Consider the following 20,179-nt stretch of genomic DNA (forward strand, 5'->3'; position numbering starts at 1 on the left):
CGTCATGATCGTCCGGTGGGTTTGGCCGGCAGGTAGCATTGGAGCAGGACGTGGCAACGGCACGTGCGAAGCGCAAGACGAAGGTAACCAAGGCGATCTTCCCGGTCGCAGGGCTGGGGACGCGGTTCCTTCCGGCGACGAAGTCCATCCCCAAGGAGATCATGACGCTGGTTGACCGGCCGCTGATCCAGTACGCCATCGACGAGGCGCGGGCCGCCGGGATCAAGGAGTTCATCTTCGTGACCTCGCGCGGGAAATCTGCGCTGGAGGATTACTTCGACCATGCGCCCGAGCTGGAAAACTCGCTGCGCCGGTCCGGAAAGGATGCGCTGCTGGAGATCCTCAAGGACACCAACATGGATTCCGGCGCCATCGCCTATGTGCGGCAGAACCGGGCGATGGGCCTGGGCCATGCCGTCTGGTGTGCGCGGCGTCTGGTGGGCAACGAGCCTTTTGCGGTGCTGCTGCCCGACGACGTGATCGCGGCAGAGAAGCCCTGCCTGCAACAGATGATCGAAGCCTACGAACAGACCGGCGGCAACATGGTGGCCGCGATGGAAGTGCCGCCGGAAAAGGCCTCGGCCTATGGCGTGGTGGACATCGCCGAGGACATGGGGTCCATTGTGCAGGTCAAGGGCATGGTCGAGAAGCCGCCGGCGGACAAGGCGCCTTCGAACCTGGCGGTGATCGGGCGCTATATCCTGACGCCGCAGGTGATGAAGAACCTCAACAGCGGCAAGCAGGGCGCGGGCGGCGAGATCCAGCTGACGGATGCCATCGCCAGGGAAGCGAAGAAGCCGGGTCAGGTCTTCGCCTACCGCTTCCGCGGCCAGCGTTATGATTGCGGGTCGAAGGCCGGGTTCCTGCAGGCGACGGTGGCGTTCGGCCTGTCGCGCCCCGACCTGCGGGACGAGTTCGCGCAATACCTGAACGACATGGTGGCGCTGCAGAAGGCAGCCCAGTGACGTGACGGCGAAGGGCGAGGCCTGGCTGGTCGATCTGACCCGGCTGGCCTCGCGCATCGGGCACGGACCGATGACGGGCGTGGACCGTGTGGAACACGCCTATCTGCACGAGCTGTTGCGCCGGGACGCGCCGCTCTTCGGCCTGATCCGCAGCGCCATAGGATTTCTTCTGCTGGACCGGGAGGGCGTTGCCCGCCTGGCCGCCCTGGTGGAGGGGCGCGAGACGGCACCGAAGGCCGGGCGGCTGGAACGGCTCTTGCGGCGAGGTCAGCCGGCGCGGGCCGATGCCGAGGCCTTGTTGCGGCGGGCCGCGGTGGCCCGGGCGCCGGCGCCGTTCCTGGCGCGGATGCTGCGGCGGAACCTGCCGGCAGGCGTGCGCTATCTGAACCTGGGTCATGCCAACCTGACGCCGCGTGTCTTCGATGCGGTCCATGCCGTGCCGGGGGCACGGGCGGGCGTGCTGGTGCATGATGTCATCCCGCTGGACCATCCCGAACTGACCCGCCTGGGCATCCCCGAGGTCTTTGCCCGCAAGATGGCGGCAGTGGCCAGGGGGGCGGATCTGGTGATCCACACCACCCATGCCGGTCGGCAGCGTGACGAGGCGCAACTGGCGCGACTGGGGCGCGTGCCGCCGGGTCGCGTGGCGCAGCTTGGCATGGAGCCTGCCGGGCCCGCCCCAGCCGAGGTGCCGACCGATCTGGATCTGTCCTCGCCCTACTACGTCGTTCTGGGCACCATCGAGCCGCGCAAGAACCATGCGCTGCTGCTGGACCTGTGGGACCGCCTGCCGGCCGGCCCCCGGCTTGTGGTGCTGGGCGGGCGGGGCTGGCGCAACGAGGCGGTGTTTCGCCGGCTGGATGACCTTGCTGCAGGGGGGCGGGTGATCGAGCGGCGGGGCCTGTCGGACGGCGCGGTGGCGGCGGTTCTGGCCGGTGCGCGGGCTCTTCTGTTTCCCAGCCTGGCCGAGGGGACGGGCCTGCCCGCCCTGGAGGCTGCGGCTCTGGGCGTGCCGGTCATCTGTTCGGACCTTCCCGAATTGCGCGAGGTGATGGGCGACTATCCCGTTTACCTTGCGCCAACAGACGGTTATGCTTGGTCTGACGTGATTGGGTCGATTGAGCAGACCGGAGGTTCAAACCGGGATAGGGGCGCAAGGTTCGTCCTTCCTACCTGGGAGGACCACTTCAAGACGACGTTAAGCCCCGACTGGTAAGGCTGTTCGGAGAACACTAACCCGGGGACGGGCAACAGGTGAGCATCTTTTCCAGGTACGCTCTGCGCCTTGCGCGAAAGCGTTGGAAAATCAGGGCCTTCCGCAAGCGGAGAGAGCTTTCCTCCGTTGTGGACCGGTCATCTGCGATCCGGTCCGACGACATCCTCGTGTTCTCGACCCTGCGCAACGAACGGGTGCGCCTGCCCTATTTCCTGAAGTACTACCGCGATCTTGGCGTGAGCCATTTTCTCATCGTGGACAATGACAGCGACGATGGCAGCCGCGAGTACCTGCAGGCGCAGCCCGATGTCTCGCTTTGGTCAACGAAGGCCAGTTACAGGCGGTCGCGCTTCGGGGTGGATTGGCTGAACTGGCTGCAATGGCGGTTCGGCCACGGTCACTGGTGCCTTGTCGTCGATCCGGACGAGTTCTTCGTCTATCCCTTCTGCGATACGCGGCCCTTGCGGGCGCTGACCGACTGGCTGGACGCAAGTTCCATTCGCAGCCTGTCTGCGATGATCCTGGACATGTATCCCAAGGGCCCGATCGGCGGGCAGCCCTACCGCGAAGGGCAGGATCCCTTTGAAATCGCGCCCTGGTTCGATGCCGGCAATTACACGATCACGCGGAACCGGCGTTATGGCAACCTGTGGATTCAGGGTGGTCCGCGCGCCCGCGTCTTCTTTCCCGACAATCCCGAACGGGCGCCGGCGCTGAACAAGATTCCGCTGGTGAAATGGCACCGCGATTTCGTCTATGCCAGTTCGACCCACATGCTGCTGCCGCGCGGCCTGAACCTTGTCTATGACGAATGGGGCGGCGAAAAAACCAGCGGTTGCCTGCTGCACGCCAAGTTTCTGGATACCTTCGCCGCCAAGGCCGAGGAAGAGATGGTGCGCAAGCAGCACTATGCCGGCAGCCATGAATACCGCGCCTATCGCGAGGTCATGTCCAGCCAGCCCGACCTGTGGTGCAAGTGGAGCGAGAAGTACATCAACTGGCGGCAGTTGGAAATTCTGGGCCTGATTTCCAAGGGGAACTGGGCATGACAGAGGCACCGCAGCTGAGCGTGGGCTTCGTGATGCTGTGCCATACCGCGCTGGATCGCGCGGCGCAGGTGGCGCGGCACTGGGCCGAACGCGGGGCGCCGGTCGTCGTGCATGTCGACCAGGCCACGCCGCGCGCGGACCATGACCGCATGGTGCAGGCGCTGTCGGACCTGCCAAACGTGCGGTTCTGCAAGCGATACGCCTGCGAATGGGGCACCTGGGGGCTGGTTGCGGCCACGCAGGAAGCGGCGACCGTGATGCTGCGCGACTTTCCCTATGTGCGGCACGTCTACCTGGCCTCTGGCGCCTGCCTGCCCCTGCGGCCGGTCGAGGAACTGGCCGCCTATCTGGACGACCGCCCCAAGACCGATTTCATCGAAAGCGTGACGACCGAGGATGTCGGCTGGACGGTGGGCGGCCTGGATATCGAGCGGTTCACGCTGCGCTTCCCGTTCTCGTGGCGCCGGAACCGCAAGCTGTTTGACGGCTATGTGCGCCTGCAACGTCGCGTGGGGTTCCGACGCAAGGTCCCGCCGGGCATCCATCCTCATCTGGGCAGCCAGTGGTGGTGCCTGACGCGGCAGACCCTGTCGGCCATCCTGGACGACCCAGAGCGGAAGGATTACGACCGCTACTTCCGCCGGGTCTGGATCCCGGATGAAAGCTATTTCCAGACGCTGGTGCGAAAGTATTCCGCCAACGTGGAAAGCCGGTCGCTGACGCTGTCGAAGTTCGACTTCCAGGGCAAGCCGCACATCTTCTATGACGACCACCTGCAGTTGTTGCGCAAGTCGGACTGCTTCGTGGCGCGCAAGATCTGGCCGCAGGCGGACAAGCTTTATGCCGCGTTCCTGGTGCCGCAGGCGCGGGCGCTGGCGGCGACAGAGCCCAATCCGGGCAAGATCGACCGGCTGTTTTCCAAGGCGATCGAGCGGCGGACGAAGGGTCGGTCCGGCCTTTACATGCAAAGCCGCTTTCCCAACCTGGACTGGGAGAACGGCCGTACTGCGGGGCCCTACTCGGTGTTCGAGGGGTTTGCCGACCTGTTCGAGGATTTCGAGACCTGGCTGGGCAAGGCCACCGGCACGCGGGTGCATGGCCATCTGTACGCCCCCGACCGGGTGCATTTCGCCAATGGCGAGTCGACCTACAACGGCGCCATGTCCGACAGCGCCGCGCTGCGCGACTACAACCCCAATGCCTTCCTGACCAACCTTCTGTGGAACACACGGGGCGAACGGCAATGCTTCCAGTTCGGGCCGGGTGACCGGCAGGACATCCAGATGCTGTTCGCCGCCGATCCCAATGCGCAGGTGCAGGTGATCTCGGGCGCCTGGGCGGTGCCCTTGTTCAAGTCGAACCGCAACTTCGGCGAGATCCGCAAGGAGGCGGCCTGGTTGCAGAAGGTCGAGGCCAAGCACCTGGACGTGCTGCGCGCCAGTTGGGTGAAGGCGCGGGTGCGCATCTGGACGCTGGCCGAGTTCATCGAAAGCCCGATGGAGCCGTTGCAGATGATCGTGGACGAGATCAGCCCGCGGTCGATGCGCCGGCTGACCGAGGTGCCGCGGCTGTCGGACCTGACGGGCTTTGGCCAGTTCCTGCAGAACCTGCGCAACCAGGGGATGCAGCCGGTGCTGATGGGCGATTTCCCCGTGGGCGACGATCCGCGCCCCGCCGCCGGCCGCCGGGGCCGGCCCTACCTGGTGAAGTGATCTCTTGGCGCATCCGCGGTTTTCCAGCTTTGTCATGTTCGCCGAGATGCGGACGGGGTCCAACCTTCTTGAGACCAACCTGAACGCGCTGGAGGGGGTGACCTGCCACGGCGAGGCCTTCAACCCGCATTTCATCGGCTATCCCAACCGCGACGGATTGTTCGGCATGGACCTTGCCGCGCGCGAGCGCGATCCGGGCGAGCTGTTGCGGTTGATGAAGGCCGAAACGCCGGGCTTGCCGGGGTTTCGCTATTTCCACGATCACGACGCGCGGGTCTGCGATCTGGTGCTGTTCGATCCGGCCTGCGCCAAGATCATCCTGACGCGCAACCCGCTGGAAAGCTATGTCAGCTGGAAGATCGCGCAGGCGACGAACCAGTGGAAGCTGACCAACGCCAAGAACCTCAAGACAGCCAAAGCCACCTTCGATGCCGAGGAGTTTGCGGCTCATGTCGAGGAGGTGCAGGGCTTCCAGCGCCGGCTGATGCATGGGCTGCAGACCAGCGGGCAGACGGCCTTTTACATCGATTACGAGGATTTGCAGGATCTGGACGTGCTGAACGGCCTGGCCGCCTTCCTTGGGGTCGAGGCGCGGCTGGCCGCGCTGGATGGGACGCTGAAAAAGCAGAACCCCGAAGACGTCGCCGACAAGGTGACCAACCCTGAAGAGATGGCCGCTGCCTTGGCCGGAACCGACTGGTTCAACCTGGGCCGCACCCCGAATTTCGAACCGCGGCGTGGGCCGAACATCGTGAGCCTGGTGGCCGCGCGCGAGGCGCCGCTCCTGTTCCTGCCCATCAAGGCGGGGCCCGAGCGGCAGGTTCTGGACTGGCTGGCGCAACTGGGCGGAGTGGAGCGTGGGTTCGACCAGCGCAAACTGCGGCTGTGGAAGAAAGACCACCCGTTGCATCGCAGTTTCACCGTGCTTCGCCATCCGGTTGCCCGCGCCAAGGCTGCCTTCGACGAGGCGCTGGACAGGGCCAAACCTGACCTTCGGCAGGTGATCCGCCGGTCCTGGGGCGTGGACATCGGCGATGCAGATGCCATACGCGCCACGGATACCGCCTATCGCACGGCCTTCCTTGCCTTCGTGAGGTTCCTGAAGACCTGCGGCGCGGGCCAGTCCAGCCTGAAGGTCGAACCCGCCTGGGCCACCCAGGCTGCCTGCCTGCAGGGCTTTGCCGGGTTTCAAAGCCCGGATGCGGTGCTGCGCGAGGAACGGCTGGCCGAGGGGCTTGGCTGGCTTGCCGCCGAACTGGGGATCGAGCCGCCGCCGCTGCGCCAGCGCGCCGATACTGCCGCGATCGGGCTGGCCCAGATCTACGATGCCGAGATCGAAGCCGCCGTCCAGGACGCGCAGCTTCGGGATTACATCGCCTTCGGATTCGAGGCCTGGCGCGGCTGAGGGCTCAAGCCGCCTGGATCGACCGGCTTTCGGCCAGGATCGCGTAGAGCTTGGCCGGATCATTGTTGGCGCGCAGCTTGGCGCAGACCGACTGGTCGCGCATGGTGCGGCTGACAAGGGCCAGCGCCTTCAGGTGTTCCACGCCCGAATCCTTGGGGGCGAACAGGCAGAACACCAGGTCGACCGGCTGGCGGTCCACCGAGTCGTAATCGAAGGGTTTTTCCAGCCGGAAGAACACCCCGACGATGCGGTCCAGTTCTTGAAGCCGGGCATGGGGCAGGGCGATGCCGTTGCCCACGCCGGTGGGCCCCAGGCTTTCGCGTTCCTGCAAGCCGTCCACCGCCGCGGCGGCGACGATCCCGTAGGCCTGGGAAGCCACCTCTCCCAGATCCTGGAAGAGGCGCTTCTTGCTGGACATCTGGCTCAGGACACGCACGGCCCCAGCATTCAGTAGTTTCGAGAGATCCATGAACTGCTGTCGATCCTGCCCGCCCCGGGGCTGTTATTTGCTATTGCGCGGGTCGATCCATCCGATGTTGCCGTCTTCCCGACGATACACCACGTTGACGCCACCGTGCCCTTCATTGCGGAAGACCAGAAGCTTGTGGCCGGCAAGTTCCAGCTGCATCACGGCTTCGCCCACGGTGATGGAGGGAATCTTCGTCTCCATCTCGGCGATCACGATCGGCTGGAGGCTCGTCGCCTCGGCATCCTCGACTTCCTCGGATGGCGCGAGGATATAGGACGAGCCTTCGCCGAATTCAACCGGCTCCGGCCGGTCCAGACGGTGATTGCGCAGGCGGCGCTTGTAGCGGCGCATCTGCTTGTCCATCTTCTCGCGGCAGCTTTCGAACGCCGGGTAGATCTCGGATGCGTGGCCCTTGGCCTGGGCGGTCAGCCCGGTGGACAGGTGGATCACCGCTTCGCAGACAAACTCGTGCGCAACCCGCGAAAACACCACCGACACTTCGGTCGGGCGCTGGGCGTACTTTTCGACCAACTCCCCGATCTCGGACTTCACATGCGTAGTGAGAGCCTCGCCGATGTCGATCTGTTTGCCGCTGATTTGGTACCGCATGATGCCTCCTTCACATTCGGGCCAAGCCGTGCCGGGACCACCGGAACACGGTCAGGGTCGAAGCCTTGCTAAGCGGGGGTGTGGCGCCGGCTCCTGACACGGGCCGAACCGGAAAACGGACCGGCGGTCAGGTCTGACGGGGCGTTGTTTTTCTCGCATCACGGGTATTTGGCGCCACGGAAGCGGGGGTTGTCAACCTCTACATCGGGATGCGCGGGGCGCTGTTCAAGAGATGCGGAAGTTCTGCCCCAGGTAGACACGGCGCACCATCTCGTCGCCCACGACCTCTTCGGTTGTGCCGCTTTTCAGCACGACGCCATCGTGCAGGATATAGGCGCGATCCACGATCTCCAGCGTCTCACGGACGTTGTGATCGGTGATCAGCACGCCGATGCCACGGTTCTTCAGATCGTGGACCAGATGGCGGATATCCGCCACCGCGATCGGGTCCACGCCGGCGAAGGGTTCGTCCAGAAGCAGATAGCGCGGGTTGGCGGCGACGCAGCGCGCGATTTCCACCCGGCGGCGTTCGCCACCGGACAGCGCCAGCGCCGGGGCGCTGCGCAGGTGAGTGACCGAGAAGTCGCTCAGCAGTTCCTCCAGCCGTTCGCGGCGCGAATGCGGGTCCGAGATCGAGATTTCCAGAACGGCAAGGATGTTGTCCTCGACCGAAAGCCCCCGGAAGATCGAGGCTTCCTGCGGCAGGTAGCCGATGCCCAGTCGGGCGCGGCGGTACATGGGCAGGCCGGTCACGTCGCGGCCATCCAGCAGGACCTGGCCCGCCTCGGGCATGACAAGCCCGGCGATGGCGTAGAAGCAGGTGGTCTTGCCCGATCCGTTCGGGCCGAGAAGGGCCACCACTTCGCCCCGGTCAAGCTGCATCGACACGTCGCGGATGACCGGACGTTTCTTGTAGCTCTTGCGCAGCGAGATGACCCGCAATCCGCCGCTGCCCTCTGTCACGGTCAGGCCCACGGTCATGGTTGCGTCGCCCCGCCGGTTTCGCCGGGCTTGAAGACGGTGCGAACCTTGCCCGACATACGGGCGGTGCCCGCGGCCATGTCGACATCAAGCTTTTCGCCCGACACGGCGCCAAAGCCCTGGGTCAGCAGGACCCCGCCCTCCATCACCAGCTTGCCGCCCGCGATGTCATAGACGGCGCGCGCGGCTTCGGCCGCCTCGGTGGGTGTGGTGACGACAACCGATCCGGTCGCGGTCAACCGGGTCATGGCGTTCGTCTCCTGCGAATACTCGACCAGCGCCTCGTCGGCGGTCAGCCGGAGATCGCCCTGCACGGCCAGGACCGAGCCGGTGAACGTCGCCGTGGAGGCGGTCTGGTCCACGGTCAGTTCATTCGCGGTGATCTCGACCGGCAGGTTCGGGTCCTGCTTGAACCCGGTGCCTATCTTCATCTCTTGCCCGCTCTCCTGGGCAAGGGCCATGCCGGCAAGGGCAATCATGGCGGCCGTCAGGGCAAGGCGGAGGGGGCGGGTCATGTCACGGTCCGGCATTCTGGCTTGAGGGCTGGTAGATCAGCTTAACATTTCCGACGAAGCGAAGAACATAGCCCGTTCCGGCCGCTTCGTCGGCAGTCAGGTCCATGCGGTCGGCGGTTATCCGCCCCGGCGGGCCCTCGGCCACCACCGGCGCGGTGCTTTCCAGATGCGACCGGTCAAGCGCGGCAACCAGGCCCTCGGTGGCCATGCTCAGCCCGTCCGAGGTGGTCGCCAGCACGTCACCCGTCAGCGTGGCAATCCGGGCCTGCGTGTCGATCACCACGTCGCGCGATTTCAGCGTGACAAGGCCGCCTTCCTTCATCTGAAGGGTGCCGATGACTTGCCGGCCGGTGGCCTCGCTCTGGCCGCTGCCGGCGGGGCGGGCTTCCTCGGCGTTCAGCATCAGGCTGTCTCCGTCCGAGGTGACCCCCGAATAGCTGGGCCGCGTCATGCGGGGTTCGCGGACGCGGTCCTCGATCTCGCCCTCGGAATAGGGCAGGTCGATGTCGCCGCCGATGCGGTTGGATACCAGGAACAGCGTGGACAACAGCGCCAGCGCGGCAAGGGGCAGCGCGACCTTCAGCCAGCGGACGATGCGGGTGTGCCGGCCACCGTCATCGGGCATGGGTCAGAACGCTCCGGCGCGCAGGATGTCCTGCACCTTCAGCACGCCGACGGGCCGCGTCAGCGCATCCGGCGAGACGACGAAAAGGCAGGTGATCCGCCGTTCGTCCATCAGTGCCAGCGCCTTTTCGGCCAGCGCATCGGGCCCGATCGTGCGGGGGCCGCGTGTCATGACCTCGCCCGCCCGGTGCGACAGGAGCCCGTCGATGTGGCGGCGAAGGTCGCCGTCGGTGATGATGCCGATCAAGGCGCCCGCCTCGTCCACCACGCCGGCCACGCCAAAGCCCTTTTCCGTGATGGTCAGCAGGACATCGGCCATCGGGGTCGATTCGCGGACCAGCGGCATGTCGGTGTGCATCAGGTCGCCCACCTTCGTCAGCCGCGCGCCCAGCTTGCCGCCGGGGTGGAACAGGCGAAAATGCTCGGGCGTGAACCGGCGGTGTTCCATCAGCACGATGGCCAGTGCATCGCCGAGCGCCAGCGTCATGGTGGTGGAGGTGGTGGGCACGATGCCGGTGTCGCAGGCTTCCTGCGCAGGCGGCAGCAGCAGCGCCACATCGGCCTGGCGCAACAGGGTAGACCCCTCGCGCGACGCAACGCCGATCAGCGGAATGTCAAAGCGGCGCGAATGGGCCAGCAGGTCGGCCAGTTCCGGCGTCTCGCCCGAGTTGGACAGGACCAGAAGCACGTCGCCCCGCATCACCATGCCCAGGTCGCCGTGGCTGGCCTCGGCCGGGTGGACGAACTGGGCGGGCGTGCCGGTGGAGGCGAAGGTCGCGGCGATCTTGCGGGCGATGTGGCCCGACTTGCCCATGCCGGAAACGATCACACGGCCTTTCGCGTTCAGCAGGATCTCCACGGCCCTTGCGAAGCTGTCATCCAGGCGGTCGCGCAGAAGCGACAGCGCCTCGGCCTCGCGTGCAATGACACGGCGTCCGGTCGCCAGGAAATCAGTGGTGGAAGAGGTCATTGGGCTCGTCCCAGCCAAGAAGATCCAGCTCGGCACGCGTGGGCAGGAAGTCGAAGCACCGCTGCGCCAGCTCCATTCTTCCCTCGCGCTTCAAGCGAAGTTCCAGCTCGGTCTTCAGCTGGTGGAGGTACAGTACGTCCGAGGCGGCATATTCCTTCTGCGCGTCGTTCAGCACCTCGGACCCCCAGTCCGAGGTCTGCTGCTGCTTGGACACATCGACGCCGACCAGTTCCTGCAACAGGTACTTCAGCCCGTGGCGATCGGTGAAGGTGCGGATCAGCTTGGATGCGATCTTGGTGCACCAGACCGGGGCGGTGCGCACGCCGAAGGCGCGTTGCAGCGCCGCAATGTCGAAGCGGCCGAAGTGAAAGAGCTTCAGCACCGAAGGGTCGGCCAGCAGGCGTTCCAGGTTCGGTGCGCGCGTCTGGCCCCGGTCGATCTGCACCAGATGGGCGCTGCCGTCGCCTGCGGACAATTGCACCACGCACAGCCGGTCGCGGCGCGGGTCAAGGCCCATGGTCTCGGTGTCGATAGCCACGATCGGGCCAAAGCTCAGGCCGTCGGGCAGATCGTTCTTGTGCAGGTGGATGGTCACAGCCTTGCCCCTTTTCCGGTGGCCGGAAACACGAAGGGGCGCGCCTTGCGGCCGCGCCCCTTGGTGGATGGTGCCCAGAAGAGGACTCGAACCTCCACGCCTTGCGGCACTGGTACCTGAAACCAGCGCGTCTACCAATTCCGCCATCTGGGCGATGTCGTGGGGGGCGATGTATCTGCCCCGAACGGGGGTGTCAACGGGGGTGCGGAAGATTTCGTCGCGCCCCTGCAACCCTGTGCCGGGTTGCCGCGCCGCCGCGTGAAAGCTATGGAGAAGACAGGTTTCGCAGGACGCAGGGAACAGTGGTCCATGAGCAAGCTGGTCACCATCTACGGCGGTTCGGGTTTCGTCGGGCGTTATGTGGCGCGCCGTCTGGCCAAGGCAGGCTGGCGCATCCGCGTGGCGGTGCGTCGCCCGAACGAGGCGCTGTTCGTCAAACCCTATGGCGTCGTCGGTCAGGTCGAACCGGTGGCCTGCAACATCCGCGACGATGCCTCGGTGCGCGCCGCGATGCATGGCGCCGATGCGGTGGTGAACTGCGTGGGCATCCTGAACCGGTCGGGCCGCAACACCTTTGACGCGGTGCAAGCCGAAGGTGCTGCGCGTGTGGCGCGGATCGCGGCCGAACTTGGCGTGAAGCGGCTGGTCCAGCTTTCTGCCATCGGCGCCGACAAGGCATCGGACAGCGAATATTCCCGGACCAAGGCCGAAGGCGAGGCCGCCGTTCTGGCGGCCTTCCCCGAAGCCGTGATCCTGCGCCCTTCGGTGATCTTCGGGCCCGAGGACGGGTTCTTCAATCGCTTCGCCGGCATGGCGCGGTTCACGCCCATCCTTCCCGTGGTGGGCGCGAATGTGAAGTTCCAGCCGGTCTACGTGGACGATGTCGCCGCCGCCGCCGCGAAGGCCGTGGCAGGCGAGGCCGCGCCCGGCATCTATGAACTGGGCGGCCCCGACGTCGCGACCTTCCGCGAACTCATGCATCACATGCTGGGTGAGATCCGCCGGGGGCGGCTGGTGCTGAACGTGCCCTACTGGATCGCCTCGGTCCTGGGCGGGGTGCTGGACATGGTGCAGGCGGTGACGCTTGGCCTGATCGAGAATCGCCAGCTCACCCGCGACCAGGTGCGCAACCTCAAGCGTGACAACGTGGTCGCGCCCGATGCGCGGGGCCTGGCCGAGCTTGGCATCCAGCCCACGGCGCTCAGCGCCGTTCTGCCGGAATACCTGTGGCGTTATCGTCCGCAGGGCCAGTACACCGCGATCCAGGAATCGGCGAAGAACCTGCGCAAGGCCTGACGCCATGGCCGACAGCACGCTGGTTGCCGCAGCCCTCGGTCTTCTCGAGGGGCTGACCGAATTCATTCCGGTGTCATCGACCGGGCATCTGTTGCTGGCGGGGCACTTCCTGGGCTTCCAAAGCGCCGGTCGGACCTTCGAGGTGGTGATCCAGCTTGGTGCCGTGCTGGCGCTTCTGGTCGTCTATTCGGCCAAGATCCTGCATGTGCTGACCACCGCGCACCGCGACCCTGCCTCGCTGAAACTGCTGGTCGCCGTGCTGATCGCCTTCTTCCCCGCCGTGATCGTGGGCGTACTGGCGCATGATTTCATCAAGACGGTACTTTTCGAAACGCCGATGCTGATCGCGGTCATGCTGATCCTGGGCGGGATCATCCTTTTGCTGATCGACCGTCTGGCGCCGCCGCCGCTGTACGACAGCGCCGAGTCGTTGCCGCTTCGTGTGGCTCTCGTGATCGGGCTGTTCCAGTGCCTTGCGATGATTCCCGGCACCTCGCGCTCGGGCGCGACCATCGTGGGCGCGCTGCTGATGAAGGTCGAAAAGCGCGCAGCTGCGGAATTCTCCTTCTTTTTGAGCATGCCGACCATGGGAGCGGCAGTTGCCTACGATCTGTTCAAGAACCGCGATGTCTTGGACTGGTCGGCCTTGTCGCAGATTGCCGTGGGTTTCACCGTGGCCTTCATCAGCGCCGTCATCGTTGTGCGCTGGTTGCTCGGCTATGTCAGCCGCCACGGTTACGCCCTGTTCGGCTGGTGGCGAATCATCGTGGGCGGCGCCGCTGCAATCGCCCTGTGGGCGGGCTTCTAGAAGATGGGTTACTAATACTGACCTAATTTTCGACCGGATGGTTCAAGCCTTCTGTCCGGACAGCCAGAAAAGCGAATAATAGGTCAGTCCTTCTGACTTTTCTTCACGCGACCCCTTGGGTATCAAGGCGCACCCGAAATGAACTGGGAGGCGCAGCCGTGGCCACGCAGAAGATGCTGAAGTTCGTGACGCTGAAGAAGGAGACGCCCGAAAAGCGCCCTGCCGATCAGCGCGCACAGGACTTCGCTGAAATCTATCGCGAATTCGCCGATGCCAAGGCCGCCGAACAGGCCAGCCGCTGCAGCCAGTGCGGCGTGCCCTACTGCCAGTCGCATTGCCCGCTGCACAACAACATCCCCGACTGGCTGCGCCTGACCGCCGAGGGGCGGCTTCAGGAAGCCTACGAGATCAGCCAGGCCACCAACACATTCCCCGAAATCTGCGGCCGAATCTGCCCGCAGGACCGGCTGTGCGAAGGCAACTGCGTGATCGAACAGTCGGGCCACGGCACCGTGACCATCGGCTCGGTGGAAAAGTACATCACCGATACCGCCTGGGAGGAAGGCTGGGTCAAGCCGATCCGCCCGTCGATGGAGCGGCCGGAAAGCGTGGGCATCATCGGCGCAGGCCCCGGCGGCCTGGCGGCGGCCGACGTGCTGCGCCGGCGCGGGGTGCAGGTCACGGTCTACGACCGCTATGACCGCGCGGGCGGCCTGCTGACCTATGGCATCCCCGGCTTCAAGCTGGAAAAGCCGGTGGTGATGCAGCGCATCGAACAGCTGGAAGCCGGCGGCGTGCAGTTCGTGCTGAACTGCACCGTGGGCAAGGATCTGACCTTCGACGCCATCCGCGGCCAGCATGACGCCGTGCTGATCGCCACCGGCGTCTACAAGATCCGCGAGATCGAGGCCCCCGGTTCCGGCGCAGCCGGCATCGTGAAGGCGCTGGACTACCTGACCGCCTCGAACCGCAAGAGCTTTGGCGACGAGGTGCCCGAGTTCGATTCGGGCGAACTGAACGCCGAAGGCAAGCGAGTGGTGGTGATCGGCGGCGGCGACACGGCGATGGACTGCGTGCGCACCGCGATCCGGCAGGGCGCAACCTCGGTCAAGTGCCTCTACCGCCGCGACAAGGCGAACATGCCGGGGTCGCAGCGCGAAGTGCAGAACGCCGAGGAAGAGGGCGTGGAATTCGTCTGGCTGTCGGCGCCCAGGGGCTTTGCCGGCGGCACGAAGGTCGAAGGCGTGATGGTCCAGCGGATGCGCCTTGGCGCGCCCGACGCAAGCGGCCGCCAGTCGCCCGAGGTGATCGAGGGCGCCGATTACGTCGAACCTGCCGACCTGGTGGTGCAGGCGCTCGGCTTCGAGCCCGAGGCGCTGCCCACGCTTTGGGGCGTGCCGGAACTCGCCGTCACGCGGTGGGGCACGATCAAGGCCGATTTCCGCACCCACGCGACCAGCCTGCCCGGTGTCTATGCCGCGGGCGACATCGTACGCGGCGCAAGCCTTGTCGTCTGGGCCATCCGCGACGGGCGCGAGGCGGCCGAGGCGATCATGGACTACCTGGCGCAATCCGCCAGCGTCGCGGCGGAGTAAGCACGATGCGCTTCCTCATTTCTGCGGCCGCCCTGCTGGCCCTTGGGGCGCCGGCCCAGGCGGCATCGACCTTTACCCCGCCCGAAGGCTGTTCGGTCTACCTGACGGTTCAGTCGCGCGGTTGCCGGGTGTCGAACCACTACACCTGCACCGCCGATGCGCCGGGCGACCAGTGGCGCGCCGATTTCGACCAGGAAGGCATCTTCTTCCTGTCGCGCATCGATTCCGAAGCGCAGTGGGTGGAAAGCTTCGACTTCTTCCCCACGGTGCGCCAGACGCTGGATCCGAACCCGGAAGATCCGGCCAGCTTTTCGGGTCTTCTGTCCACGGGCCTCGATACCTTTGCCTTCGGCCTTAGCCGCGACAATGGCGAACAGAGCAGCGTCACCGGCTTCGACCGGCTGACCGGCAAGACGGTCACCATCGACGGCGTGACCCTGGAAGAGACCGAGTTCGAATACGAGGAATCCGACGCGACCGGCACCGTGATGCGCAGGTCGCGGGGCCACGAATACATCAACCGTGAATGGCGCAACTTCTTTGCGGGCCCATCGGAATGGGATGGCGGTGAAGGCTTCGTGCCGATCGACGGCAGCCCTGTCCAGTTCATCCTGCCGGGCGAGCCCGGCTTTGCCGCGACCGAGCCGCTGTTCGATTGCGATGCCATCATGTCTTCCTACCCCATGTCCACGCCCAAGAAGGAGTCCGGCCATGACGATCTATGATGACGCCTGGGTGAAGGCCGAAGAAGCCAAGCGGGCCTGGCTGGACGAGAACGGGCTGTACAAGTCGGATGACGAACACGCCTCCTGCGGCGTGGGGCTCGTCGTTTCGATCAGCGGCAAGCCAAGCCGCAAGGTCGTTGAAAACGGCATCGCCGCGCTCAAGGCGGTCTGGCACCGCGGCGCGGTGGACGCCGATGGCAAGACCGGCGACGGGGCGGGCATCCATGTGCAGATCCCCGTGCGGTTCTTCTACGACCAGGTGCGCCGCACCGGGCACGAGCCCGACATGGGCAAGCTCATCGCCGTGGGCCAGGTCTTCCTGCCGCGCACCGATTTCGGCGCGCAGGAACGCTGCCGGACCATCGTGGAAACCGAAGTCCTGCGGATGGGCCATTACATCTATGGCTGGCGCCACGTCCCGGTCGACACTTCGGTCCTGGGCGACAAGGCTAACGCGACGCGGCCCGAAATCGAGCAGATCCTGATCCGCAACGAAAAGGGCATCGACGCCGAAGCCTTCGAGCGCGAGCTGTACATCATCCGTCGCCGCATCGAGAAGGCGGCCATCGCCAGCCAGATCAACGGTCTTTACATCTGCTCGCTGTCCTGCCGGTCGATCATCTACAAGGGCATGATGCTGGCCGAACAGGTCGCCACCTTCTACCCGGACCTGATGGACGAACGCTTCGAAAGCGCCTTCTGCATCTACCACCAGCGCTATTCGACCAACACCTTCCCGCAATGGGCGCTGGCCCAGCCCTTCCGCATGCTGGCCCACAACGGCGAGATCAACACGCTGAAGGGCAACGTCAACTGGATGAAGAGCCACGAGATCCGCATGGCCTCCAGCGCCTTCGGCGACATGGCCGAGGACATCAAGCCGATCATCCCCTCGGGCACCTCCGACTCGGGTGCGCTCGACGCGGTGTTCGAGGTTCTCGTGCGCTCGGGCCGCAATGCGCCGATGGCCAAGACCATGCTGGTGCCGGAAGCCTGGTCCAAGCAGACGGTCAACATGCCCAAGGCCTGGGCTGACATGTATTCCTACTGCAACTCGGTGGTCGAACCTTGGGACGGCCCGGCCGCCCTGGCCATGACCGACGGCCGCTGGGTCTGCGGCGGACTGGACCGCAACGGCCTGCGCCCCATGCGTTTTGTGATCACGGGCGACGGGATGCTGATCGCCGGCTCCGAGGCCGGTATGGTTCCGGTGGACGAAACCACCATCCGCGAAAAGGGTGCGCTTGGACCGGGGCAGATGATCGCCGTCGATATGGCGAACGGCAAGCTCTACCACGACACCGAGATCAAGGACAAACTCGCCGCAGCCCAGCCCTATGGCGACTGGGTTGGCAAGATCGTCGACCTGAACGCCCTGATGCGCGATGTGCCGGAACATGCCCAATTCTCCGGCTCTGACCTGCGCAAGCGCCAGATCGCGGCCGGCTACACGCTGGAAGAACTGGAGCAGGTCCTCGCGCCCATGGCCGAGGACGGCAAGGAAATGGTGGCCAGCATGGGCGACGACACGCCCGCCGCGGTGCTGTCCTCGGTCTACCGCCCGCTCAGCCACTTCTTCCGCCAGAACTTCAGCCAGGTGACGAACCCGCCCATCGACTCGCTCCGTGAGGGCCGGGTGATGAGCCTCAAGACCCGCTTCGGCAACCTGCGCAACGTGCTGGACGAAAACTCGTCCCAGACCGAGATCCTGGTTCTGGAAAGCCCCTTCATCGCCAACGGCGAATTCGAGGTGATGGTGCAGCGCTTCGGCGCGCAGGTCGCCTTCATCGATTGCACCTTCCCCGCCGGGGCCGACCACGATGCCCTGCGCATCGGGCTGGAACGCATCCGCGCCGAGGCAGAGGATGCGGTGCGTTCGGGCGCGGGCCAGCTGGTGCTGACCGATGAACACCAGGGCGCCGACAAGGTGCCTATGCCGATGATCCTTGCGACCTCGGCCGTCCATTCCTGGCTGACGCGCAAGGGCCTGCGGACCTTCTGTTCCATCAATGTCCGCGCCGCCGAGTGTATCGACCCGCATTACTTCGCGGTGCTGATCGGTTGCGGCGCGACCACGGTGAACGCCTATCTCGCGCAGGACTCCATCGCCGACCGCATCGCCCGCGGCCTGATCGAAGGTTCGCTGATCGACGCCATGCGCCGCTACCGCGAGGCCATCGACGCGGGCCTGCTGAAGATCATGTCCAAGATGGGCATCTCGGTCATCTCGTCCTATCGCGGCGGGCTGAACTTCGAAGCCGTGGGCCTGTCGCGCGCCATGGTGGCCGAATACTTCCCCGGCATGCACAGCCGCATCTCGGGCATCGGCCTGCAGGGCCTGCAGATGAAGCTGGAAGAAGTCCACGCGAAGGGTTGGCTCGGGCAAGCCGATGTCATGCCCATCGGCGGCTTCTACAAGGCGCGCCGCTCGGGCGAAAAGCACGCCTGGGAAGCGCAGACCATGCACATGCTGCAATCGGCCTGCGACCGCGCCAGCTATGACATCTGGAAGCAGTATTCCGCCGCGATGCGGGCGAATCCGCCGATCCACATCCGCGATCTTCTGGACATCAAGCCGCTTGGCCGCCCGGTGCCCATCGAAGAGGTTGAAAGCATCACCTCGATCCGCAAGCGGTTCGTGACACCCGGCATGTCTCTGGGGGCCCTCAGCCCCGAGGCACACAAGACCCTGAACGTCGCGATGAACCGCATCGGCGCCAAGTCCGACTCCGGCGAAGGCGGCGAGGATCCGGCGCATTTCCTGCCCGAACCCAACGGCGACAACCCGTCCGCCAAGATCAAGCAGGTGGCCTCTGGCCGGTTCGGCGTGACCGCCGAATACCTGAACGCCTGCGAAGAGCTTGAAATCAAGGTGGCCCAGGGCGCCAAGCCCGGCGAGGGCGGCCAGCTGCCCGGCATGAAGGTGACGGCGCTGATCGCACGGCTGCGCCATTCGACGCCGGGCGTCACGCTGATCAGCCCGCCGCCGCACCATGACATCTACTCGATCGAAGACCTCGCGCAGCTGATCTACGACCTCAAGCAGATCAACCCGCGTGCCAAGGTGACGGTCAAGCTGGTCTCGGCCTCTGGCGTGGGCACCATCGCGGCGGGCGTGGCCAAGGCCAAGGCCGACGTGATCCTGATCTCGGGCCACAACGGCGGCACCGGGGCCTCGCCGGCCACCAGCATCAAGTACGCCGGCCTGCCGTGGGAGATGGGCCTTACCGAGGCACATCAGGTGCTTGCCATGAACAACCTGCGCGAGCGGGTCACGCTGCGCACCGACGGCGGCCTGCGCACCGGGCGCGACATCGTCATGGCGGCCATGATGGGGGCCGAGGAATACGGCATCGGCACCGCGGCGCTGATCGCCATGGGTTGCATCATGGTGCGCCAGTGCCAGTCCAACACCTGCCCGGTTGGCGTCTGCACGCAGAATGAATCGCTGCGGGCGAAGTTCACCGGCAATGCCGACAAGGTGGTGAACCTCATCACCTTCTACGCCCAGGAGGTGCGCGAAATCCTCGCCAGCATCGGCGCGCGGTCCATCGACGAAATCATCGGTCGCGCCGACCTGCTGACCCAGGTGTCGCGCGGGTCCGCGCATCTGGACGACCTTGACCTCAACCCGCTGCTCATCACGGTGGATGGCTCGCAGAAGATCACCTACGACCGGTCCAAGCCGCGCAACGCCGTGCCCGACACGCTGGATGCCGAAATCATCAAGGACGGCTACCGCTTCTTCGAAGACGGCGAGAAGATGCAACTGTCCTATGCCGTGCGGAACACCCACCGCACCATCGGCACGCGCGCATCCAGCCATATCGTCAAGCGCTTCGGCATGAAGAACCAGCTTCAGCCCGATCACCTGACGGTCAAGCTCACAGGTTCCTGCGGGCAGTCGCTGGGCGCCTTCGCCGTGCGCGGCCTGAAGATCGAGGTTCAGGGCGATTCGAACGACTATGTCGGAAAGGGCCTCTCGGGTGGCACCATCACCGTGCGGCCGCTGATGTCCTCGCCCTTGTCGGCGGAAGACAACACGATCATCGGCAACACCGTGCTTTACGGCGCGACCGATGGCTTCCTCTTCGCCTCGGGCCGTGCGGGTGAACGCTTTGCGGTGCGCAACTCGGGCGCCACGGTGGTGGTCGAGGGCTGCGGCTCGAACGGCTGCGAATACATGACCGGCGGCGTGGCGGTGATCCTTGGCCGGATCGGCGCGAACTTCGGCGCGGGCATGACGGGCGGCATGGCCTATGTCTATGATCCAGAGGGGGTGGCCGAGGACTTCATGAACCTCGAAAGCCTCGTCACCTGCGGCATCGGCCATCCGCATTGGGAGGCGCAACTGAAGGGCCTCATCCAGCGCCACGCGACCGAAACGGGCAGCCGCAAGGCCGCGCGCATCCTTAACGATTGGGCAACCGAGCGGGCCAACTTCCTTCAGGTCTGCCCGAAGGAAATGCTGGCCCACCTGCCGCACCCGCTGACCGACGAGGTTCAGGCGGTTCCCGCCGAATGACGCCCCCGCCCCCGGCCACAATCCGGGGGCGCCGCGCAAGGCCCCCGACCTTCCCCGCGGGGAAGGTCGAGACGCTGAAGAAACCTTCCCCGCGGGGAAGGTGGCGTGCTGCCTAATCCT

Annotated in this window: 17 protein-coding genes and 1 tRNA gene; 10 read left to right on the plus strand and 8 right to left on the minus strand. The window is 65.6% G+C overall.

What is annotated here, in order from left to right; all coding sequences use genetic code 11:
- Positions 1–50 precede the first annotated feature (50 nt).
- From galU to JO391_RS19495, 5 genes are all read left to right on the plus strand, one after another.
- On the plus strand, positions 51–965 hold the full coding sequence (gene galU / locus JO391_RS19475) for a UTP--glucose-1-phosphate uridylyltransferase GalU (protein WP_220662058.1): 915 nt from the start codon (positions 51–53) through the stop codon (positions 963–965).
- A 1-nt stretch (position 966) separates the two neighbouring features.
- Entirely contained in the window at positions 967–2,181 is a 1,215-nt protein-coding gene (locus tag JO391_RS19480; protein ID WP_259444765.1) for a glycosyltransferase, read from the plus strand.
- A 62-nt stretch (positions 2,182–2,243) separates the two neighbouring features.
- Positions 2,244–3,230, plus strand: a complete 987-nt coding sequence (locus JO391_RS19485) for a glycosyltransferase family 2 protein (protein ID WP_220664638.1) — start codon at positions 2,244–2,246, stop codon at positions 3,228–3,230.
- Between the two features lie 14 nt (positions 3,231–3,244).
- Positions 3,245–4,942 carry a DUF5927 domain-containing protein gene (locus JO391_RS19490; protein ID WP_220664639.1) on the plus strand — a complete coding sequence of 566 codons (1,698 nt, stop codon included), beginning with the start codon at positions 3,245–3,247 and terminating at the stop codon, positions 4,940–4,942.
- Between the two features lie 4 nt (positions 4,943–4,946).
- Entirely contained in the window at positions 4,947–6,347 is a 1,401-nt protein-coding gene (locus JO391_RS19495) for a sulfotransferase domain-containing protein (RefSeq protein ID WP_259444766.1), read from the plus strand.
- A 4-nt stretch (positions 6,348–6,351) separates the two neighbouring features.
- On the opposite strand, the gene JO391_RS19500 is transcribed toward JO391_RS19495, so the two are convergent.
- The 8 genes from JO391_RS19500 to JO391_RS19535 form a co-directional block, all read right to left on the minus strand.
- Positions 6,352–6,816, minus strand: coding sequence for a PTS sugar transporter subunit IIA (locus JO391_RS19500; RefSeq protein ID WP_220662059.1), 465 nt, complete (start codon positions 6,814–6,816; stop codon positions 6,352–6,354).
- A gap of 33 nt (positions 6,817–6,849) precedes the next feature.
- A complete protein-coding gene (hpf, locus tag JO391_RS19505) occupies positions 6,850–7,425 on the minus strand; it encodes a ribosome hibernation-promoting factor, HPF/YfiA family (RefSeq protein WP_220662060.1) in 576 nt (191 codons plus the stop codon).
- A 225-nt stretch (positions 7,426–7,650) separates the two neighbouring features.
- Positions 7,651–8,406, minus strand: coding sequence for an LPS export ABC transporter ATP-binding protein (lptB, locus tag JO391_RS19510; protein WP_220662061.1), 756 nt, complete (start codon positions 8,404–8,406; stop codon positions 7,651–7,653).
- Positions 8,403–8,921: an LptA/OstA family protein gene (locus JO391_RS19515; protein WP_220662062.1), complete on the minus strand. Its 519-nt coding sequence runs from the start codon at positions 8,919–8,921 to the stop codon at positions 8,403–8,405. The genes lptB and JO391_RS19515 overlap by 4 nt, the downstream gene beginning before the upstream one ends.
- Position 8,922: 1 nt before the next feature.
- Positions 8,923–9,546 (minus strand): hypothetical protein, encoded by a 624-nt coding sequence (locus JO391_RS19520; protein ID WP_220662063.1) that lies wholly within the window; start codon positions 9,544–9,546, stop codon positions 8,923–8,925.
- Between the two features lie 3 nt (positions 9,547–9,549).
- Positions 9,550–10,515, minus strand: coding sequence for a KpsF/GutQ family sugar-phosphate isomerase (locus JO391_RS19525; protein WP_220662064.1), 966 nt, complete (start codon positions 10,513–10,515; stop codon positions 9,550–9,552).
- Entirely contained in the window at positions 10,496–11,110 is a 615-nt protein-coding gene (locus JO391_RS19530) for a ribonuclease D (RefSeq protein ID WP_220662065.1), read from the minus strand. The genes JO391_RS19525 and JO391_RS19530 overlap by 20 nt, the downstream gene beginning before the upstream one ends.
- Before the next feature lie 68 nt (positions 11,111–11,178).
- Positions 11,179–11,263 (minus strand) — tRNA-Leu (locus tag JO391_RS19535).
- A 156-nt stretch (positions 11,264–11,419) separates the two neighbouring features.
- Here JO391_RS19535 and JO391_RS19540 point away from each other — a divergent pair.
- From JO391_RS19540 to gltB, 5 genes are all read left to right on the plus strand, one after another.
- Positions 11,420–12,406, plus strand: coding sequence for a complex I NDUFA9 subunit family protein (locus JO391_RS19540; RefSeq protein WP_220662066.1), 987 nt, complete (start codon positions 11,420–11,422; stop codon positions 12,404–12,406).
- Between the two features lie 4 nt (positions 12,407–12,410).
- Positions 12,411–13,214, plus strand: coding sequence for an undecaprenyl-diphosphate phosphatase (locus tag JO391_RS19545; protein WP_220662067.1), 804 nt, complete (start codon positions 12,411–12,413; stop codon positions 13,212–13,214).
- Between the two features lie 158 nt (positions 13,215–13,372).
- Positions 13,373–14,809 (plus strand): NAD(P)-dependent oxidoreductase, encoded by a 1,437-nt coding sequence (locus tag JO391_RS19550; RefSeq protein WP_220662068.1) that lies wholly within the window; start codon positions 13,373–13,375, stop codon positions 14,807–14,809.
- A gap of 5 nt (positions 14,810–14,814) precedes the next feature.
- A complete protein-coding gene (locus tag JO391_RS19555) occupies positions 14,815–15,534 on the plus strand; it encodes a hypothetical protein (RefSeq protein ID WP_220662069.1) in 720 nt (239 codons plus the stop codon).
- Entirely contained in the window at positions 15,521–20,059 is a 4,539-nt protein-coding gene (gene gltB, locus JO391_RS19560) for a glutamate synthase large subunit (RefSeq protein ID WP_220662070.1), read from the plus strand. The genes JO391_RS19555 and gltB overlap by 14 nt, the downstream gene beginning before the upstream one ends.
- Positions 20,060–20,179 lie beyond the last annotated feature (120 nt).

Origin of the sequence: Neotabrizicola shimadae (assembly GCF_019623905.1) — a bacterium.
Classification (GTDB): domain Bacteria; phylum Pseudomonadota; class Alphaproteobacteria; order Rhodobacterales; family Rhodobacteraceae; genus Neotabrizicola; species Neotabrizicola shimadae.

Bases quoted from the DNA above. Each gene is read 5' to 3' on its own strand.
- JO391_RS19500 (WP_220662059.1), bottom strand. From the start codon at position 6,816: ATGGATCTCTCGAAACTACTGAATGCTGGGGCCGTGCGTGTCCTGAGC.
- hpf (WP_220662060.1), bottom strand. From the start codon at position 7,425: ATGCGGTACCAAATCAGCGGCAAACAGATCGACATCGGCGAGGCTCTC.
- lptB (WP_220662061.1), bottom strand. From the start codon at position 8,406: ATGACCGTGGGCCTGACCGTGACAGAGGGCAGCGGCGGATTGCGGGTC.
- JO391_RS19515 (WP_220662062.1), bottom strand. From the start codon at position 8,921: ATGACCCGCCCCCTCCGCCTTGCCCTGACGGCCGCCATGATTGCCCTT.
- JO391_RS19520 (WP_220662063.1), bottom strand. From the start codon at position 9,546: ATGCCCGATGACGGTGGCCGGCACACCCGCATCGTCCGCTGGCTGAAG.
- JO391_RS19525 (WP_220662064.1), bottom strand. From the start codon at position 10,515: ATGACCTCTTCCACCACTGATTTCCTGGCGACCGGACGCCGTGTCATT.
- JO391_RS19540 (WP_220662066.1), top strand. From the start codon at position 11,420: ATGAGCAAGCTGGTCACCATCTACGGCGGTTCGGGTTTCGTCGGGCGT.
- JO391_RS19545 (WP_220662067.1), top strand. From the start codon at position 12,411: ATGGCCGACAGCACGCTGGTTGCCGCAGCCCTCGGTCTTCTCGAGGGG.
- JO391_RS19555 (WP_220662069.1), top strand. From the start codon at position 14,815: ATGCGCTTCCTCATTTCTGCGGCCGCCCTGCTGGCCCTTGGGGCGCCG.
- gltB (WP_220662070.1), top strand. From the start codon at position 15,521: ATGACGATCTATGATGACGCCTGGGTGAAGGCCGAAGAAGCCAAGCGG.